This window comes from Oceanispirochaeta sp., from assembly GCF_027859075.1.
In the GTDB taxonomy this organism is placed as follows: Bacteria; Spirochaetota; Spirochaetia; order DSM-2461; family DSM-2461; genus Oceanispirochaeta.
The window spans coordinates 1-4,297 of sequence record NZ_JAQIBL010000180.1 but is presented as its reverse complement, the minus strand read 5'-3'; the positions used below and the strand labels follow the sequence as shown (position 1 = coordinate 4,297).

Here is a 4,297-nt window from a genome sequence, read left to right as displayed (position 1 = left end):
TGATTTATCCATTTGATTGATGAAAAGAAATGAAATAATAAAACCATCTCATCGGTCTATTCTGATTCTTAAATCCGATTTAGATCAATGGATACTGATACGTTTATATTGAAGGGACTGTTTCCTTTTAAATTATTTGAATGGTTTTTTTTAACTTTGCTGATAGTAATCACAGGATCTTTTGATTGCCACACTTTCAAGGACTATGGTAATCTGCCTGCGGAGGATTTATGAGTAGTATTCGCAAAGCCCATCCAGGTACCATTGCAGCAGTGAAAAGCGGAGTCGTTGCCTCCTTGATTGAGACTCTGACCGAAATGGACTCAGACTTGAAAAAAAATCTTCCCCCCGGATCCTATGGAGTCCGCTTGAGTGCCCCCGGAGGCATCGGCAGTTTTGTTTCATTTAAGGACGGCAGCAAAGGCATGCATCTGAGGTTCCTATCCTGTGAAGGCATGTCTGAGACTCTCTCCGGTGGAAAAGCACTCCTTATTCCAATTCCTACCGGCGGAGCCTTTCTGAAGGGTCTGAAAGCCTTTCAGCGCTGTGTTCAGGCGGTCTCCCAGGCCATGACTGTTGTTCCCGAAGATTCTGATACGCCGGGCATCCAAAAAAAGACCCGCCTCCTATTAACCGCCGCTCTGCGGGGTGTATGTGAAATATATAATTACGACCATTGGATACGATTGAAGTCTGCCTCCATCCCGGAGGGAAACATAGCCGTCCTGGTTACCGGAAGTGCGGAATTGAGCGGGACTGTTACCCAGAAAAACAAGACCATGACTTTTAAGAGGGGAGCTGATCCTGCCAGGGCCAATGCCATCCTGGAGTTTTCTGATGTTTCCGTGTGTTATGGGGTCCTTACAGGACAACTGGCTGCTATGGGCGAGCTTGGAAGCGGACGTGTCATGATCAAAGGGAAGATTTCCATGATTCAGGGACTTTTTCCACTTCTGGACCGATTTGGAGAGTTGATGAAATGAGTGGCAATAATAAGTATAAAACCAGCCAGACCCTGTTTGAACGGGCAGTAAAAGTGATCCCCGGAGGAATCTACGGTTCCAAGAGTCCCGGATTTACGGTTCCCGGTCAGTTCCCCTACTTTTTTACAGAAGGGGAAGGCTGCCGGGTCAAAGACGCCGACGGCAACAGCTATATCGATTACCTCTGCGGTTTCGGTTCCATGATTCTGGGTTTCGGAAATTCAGTAGTAGACGACCCTGCCATTGCCCAGATTCGAAAGGGGGATCTTTTAAACTGCCCGTCCCCGGTTTTTGTGGATCTGGCAGAGAGGCTTTGTGATCTGATCACAGGCATGGGATGGTCTGTATTTGCAAAAAACGGGTCTGATGCGACAACCCTGGGGGTCACCATGGCCCGGGTCCATACGGGAAAAAGAAGAATCCTCATGGCCGATGGTGCCTATCATGGATCGTCCAACTGGTGTTCTGCCAATCAGTTCCCTGTTCTGGATGACAGGGATTATGTACATACCTTTCCCTATGGGGATGAAGAGGCCCTTAAGGAGCTCTTTGACATCTACCGGGATGAAATTGCCTGTATCATACTCACGCCCTATCATCATCCCGCCTATATTGACCAGGTCTACCCAGAGAAGAGCTGGTATCCCCTGGTGGAATCCCTGTGTGAAAAGGAGGGAGCTCTTTTTATCATGGATGACATCCGGGCTAATTTCAGGCTCTCCATCAAAGGTTCTCACAATTACTTTAATGCCCACCCCCACCTGGTGACCATGGGAAAATCCCTGGCCAACGGATATCCCATTGCCGCCCTGATGGGCACTCCCGAGCTGAAAAAGGCGGCGGGCAGTCTGTTTATTACGGGGACTTTCTGGACATCCTCGGTTCCCATGGTAGCCGCCCTGCACTGTCTGGAGGCAATGGAAAAGTGGGAGGTTCAGTCTCATATGAATGAGGTCGGAAAAATGCTGAAGGACGGATTGAAATCCGCAGCAGAAATGGAAGGTTTCAAGGTCAATCTGACAGGGCCCGATTCTATTCCTTTTATGACATTCCCCGATGATCCGGATCTGTATCACAATCAGATCTTCTCGGCATCCATGGCGAAACGGGGCGTGTATCTCCATCCTCATCATAACTGGTTTCTGTCCTATGCCCATAAGAGGGAGGATATTCAGGAAACCATCGAAAAGGCCGCCGAAAGTTTCAAAGAATTGACTAGAGTAAACTGAAGAGTTTAAATATAAGGACACCCAGGTAATTCCCCATGGCATACCCCATCAGTCCGGCGGTGATGCCCGGAGCCACCAGAGAAGGCCTCTTTAAGGACATGGCTGTGACGGCCACAAAGGGTGGGGAGCATATGGCGGCGGTACTGGCAATCAGCATGGTGTCTACATCAATCTTAAAGAGGCGGCAGAGGATCACATGAATGATCATGGAGACGAACACCGCAAAGGCCACAAAAAGAAAGACCGAAGGCGTTGTATTCAGGATTCTGGAAAAGTTCCCCATGGCACCGGTGGAAGCACTGAAGACCAGAATGAAATACTCACCCAGGGCAAAGGTTTTCTTGATGTTTCTGACCTTGCTGATATTAGAGGCGGCCAGGCTCAAGGTAGTGATCACCAGGATGACCACCAGGGTTTGACTCTCTGATTTGACAAAGAGAGTGAAGGCGCCTCCGATGCCGAAGATCACCACCGCAAGACCCAGGGCAGCCATCAGGGGCAGGACCGTTTCTTTTGTGAATAAACTTTGTAGAGGAGTGAACTCCTGACCTGAGTCTTTCAGTTCGGCATCCCTCATATCTTCCTGTTCTTCCTGTATCATAAACGGAGAGAATACCTTCCGGGCAATGGTCATTATAAACATCAGATACAGGGCACTCAGAAGAATATCAGAGGCATGGACAGCCAGATAGAGGTCGGCAGGAACCGATAAGGCGGCTCTTATCGCCGCCAGATTGGGTGTCCCTCCTGTATATACCCCCACCAGCATTCCTGAAATCCTGGGAAAATCGGGCAGTTTTTCTTTGAAAATAAAGGACCCTATAAAGAGTGTTAAAGCTATGGCAAGGGCGGCCAATCCCATGGCTGCTCCCGTCTTGCCCGACTCTTTGAACCATGTCCTGATATTGACCGAAAATAGCATGAGCGGTATGGACAGGGCAACGGTGATGGTGGCAATCAAATCCAAAACAGGAAATGATTCATCCCCGATGATCCCGGTGTTGACCAGAAGCAGGCCAAAAATATAAGAGGCAACGATTGGATTGATTTTTCTCAAAAGAGGAAAATTGAGTCTGAAAAGATGAATGCCGATGGGAAAAGAAAAAACGGCTGCCGACAGCAGTAGGGCCATAAGTATTTTACCTCTAATTTCTAAATTTCTAATATTTTAGAGCTTCCATACCCAGGCGTCAATAGTTACAAAAAATTGTAAAGTGTCAGAATAGATATTTAAAATTCATAATCCACGACCACCCGGTTCTGAGGGAAGTGTTTGTTATAGGCCGCTGCTTTTTTATGTCGGGGATCTTCCCGGTATGACTTTAATATTGGGATTGATAATGTTGTAGAATGATAATATGTATATGATCATTCCGTTTTTGGGAAAACTGAAAGGTTGATCTTATATTTTTTTAAGATGCAAAATTCCTGATAGAAGAGAGACTATTCTATGAGAAGAGAAATCGGTATAAACAGGGACTGGCTCTACAGGCCTGAATTTTCGGAATCCTGGTTGGATACTCATTATGAGATAGATTCGCAATGGGAATCTGTATGTCTGCCTCACTCAAACCTGGAGCTGCCTTACAATGGTTTTGATGAAAGAGATTCTCAGTTTCTCAGTACTTATATCAAAGACATGTTTCTCCCTGATTTCAAGGAAGGGGAGAGGGTCATACTGGATTTTCAAGCTGTCATGACGGTCGCTTTTGTCTGGATCGATGGGAAACCGGCAGGGGAACACAAGGGAGGGTATACTCCCTTTTCAATTGACATTACTCCTCTCGTTCATTCCTCCGGGAAGAGCAGAATCCTGGTCCGGGTCGATTCCACCGAAAGATCAGATATTCCACCCTTCGGAGCTGTCCTTGATTATCTATGTTATGGCGGGATATACAGGACCGTTGCCCTCCGTATTGTTCCTGATTGTCATATGGAAAACATTAAAATTGTTCCTCTGGGTGCCGGGTCATATGAAAAATCTGTTGAGACTGAATTTTACATTCAGAACAGCGGATTAGAGGTCCTTACCAGGATTCTCTCATTTACTTTGAATACCGGAAAAGAAAGTTTTGTTTCTTTGGA

Annotated in this window: 4 protein-coding genes; 3 read left to right on the top strand and 1 reads right to left on the bottom strand. The window is 46.8% G+C overall.

Annotated features, from left to right (window positions below):
* The first annotated feature begins 230 nt into the window (after positions 1-230).
* Together PF479_RS09840 and PF479_RS09835 are read left to right on the top strand one after the other, a co-directional pair.
* Positions 231-983, top strand: a complete 753-nt coding sequence (locus PF479_RS09840; protein ID WP_298005643.1) for a hypothetical protein — start codon at positions 231-233, stop codon at positions 981-983.
* Positions 980-2,212, top strand: coding sequence for an aminotransferase class III-fold pyridoxal phosphate-dependent enzyme (locus tag PF479_RS09835; RefSeq protein ID WP_298005640.1), 1,233 nt, complete (start codon positions 980-982; stop codon positions 2,210-2,212). The genes PF479_RS09840 and PF479_RS09835 overlap by 4 nt, the downstream gene beginning before the upstream one ends.
* Here PF479_RS09835 and PF479_RS09830 read toward each other — a convergent pair.
* Complete coding sequence (locus tag PF479_RS09830; protein ID WP_298005639.1) at positions 2,199-3,344, bottom strand: DUF819 family protein; 1,146 nt, start codon at positions 3,342-3,344, stop codon at positions 2,199-2,201. The two genes, PF479_RS09835 and PF479_RS09830, sit on opposite strands and share 14 nt — an antisense overlap.
* A 318-nt stretch (positions 3,345-3,662) precedes the next feature.
* Between PF479_RS09830 and PF479_RS09825 the strand changes: the two genes are divergently transcribed.
* Positions 3,663-4,297: sugar-binding domain-containing protein (locus PF479_RS09825; protein WP_367277221.1), on the top strand; the 635-nt coding region annotated here is incomplete at its 3' end.

Coding starts and splice junctions, on each gene's coding strand:
- PF479_RS09840 (WP_298005643.1), top strand. CDS start 231: ATGAGTAGTATTCGCAAAGCCCATCCAGGTACCATTGCAGCAGTGAAA.
- PF479_RS09835 (WP_298005640.1), top strand. CDS start 980: ATGAGTGGCAATAATAAGTATAAAACCAGCCAGACCCTGTTTGAACGG.
- PF479_RS09830 (WP_298005639.1), bottom strand. CDS start 3,344: ATGGCCCTACTGCTGTCGGCAGCCGTTTTTTCTTTTCCCATCGGCATT.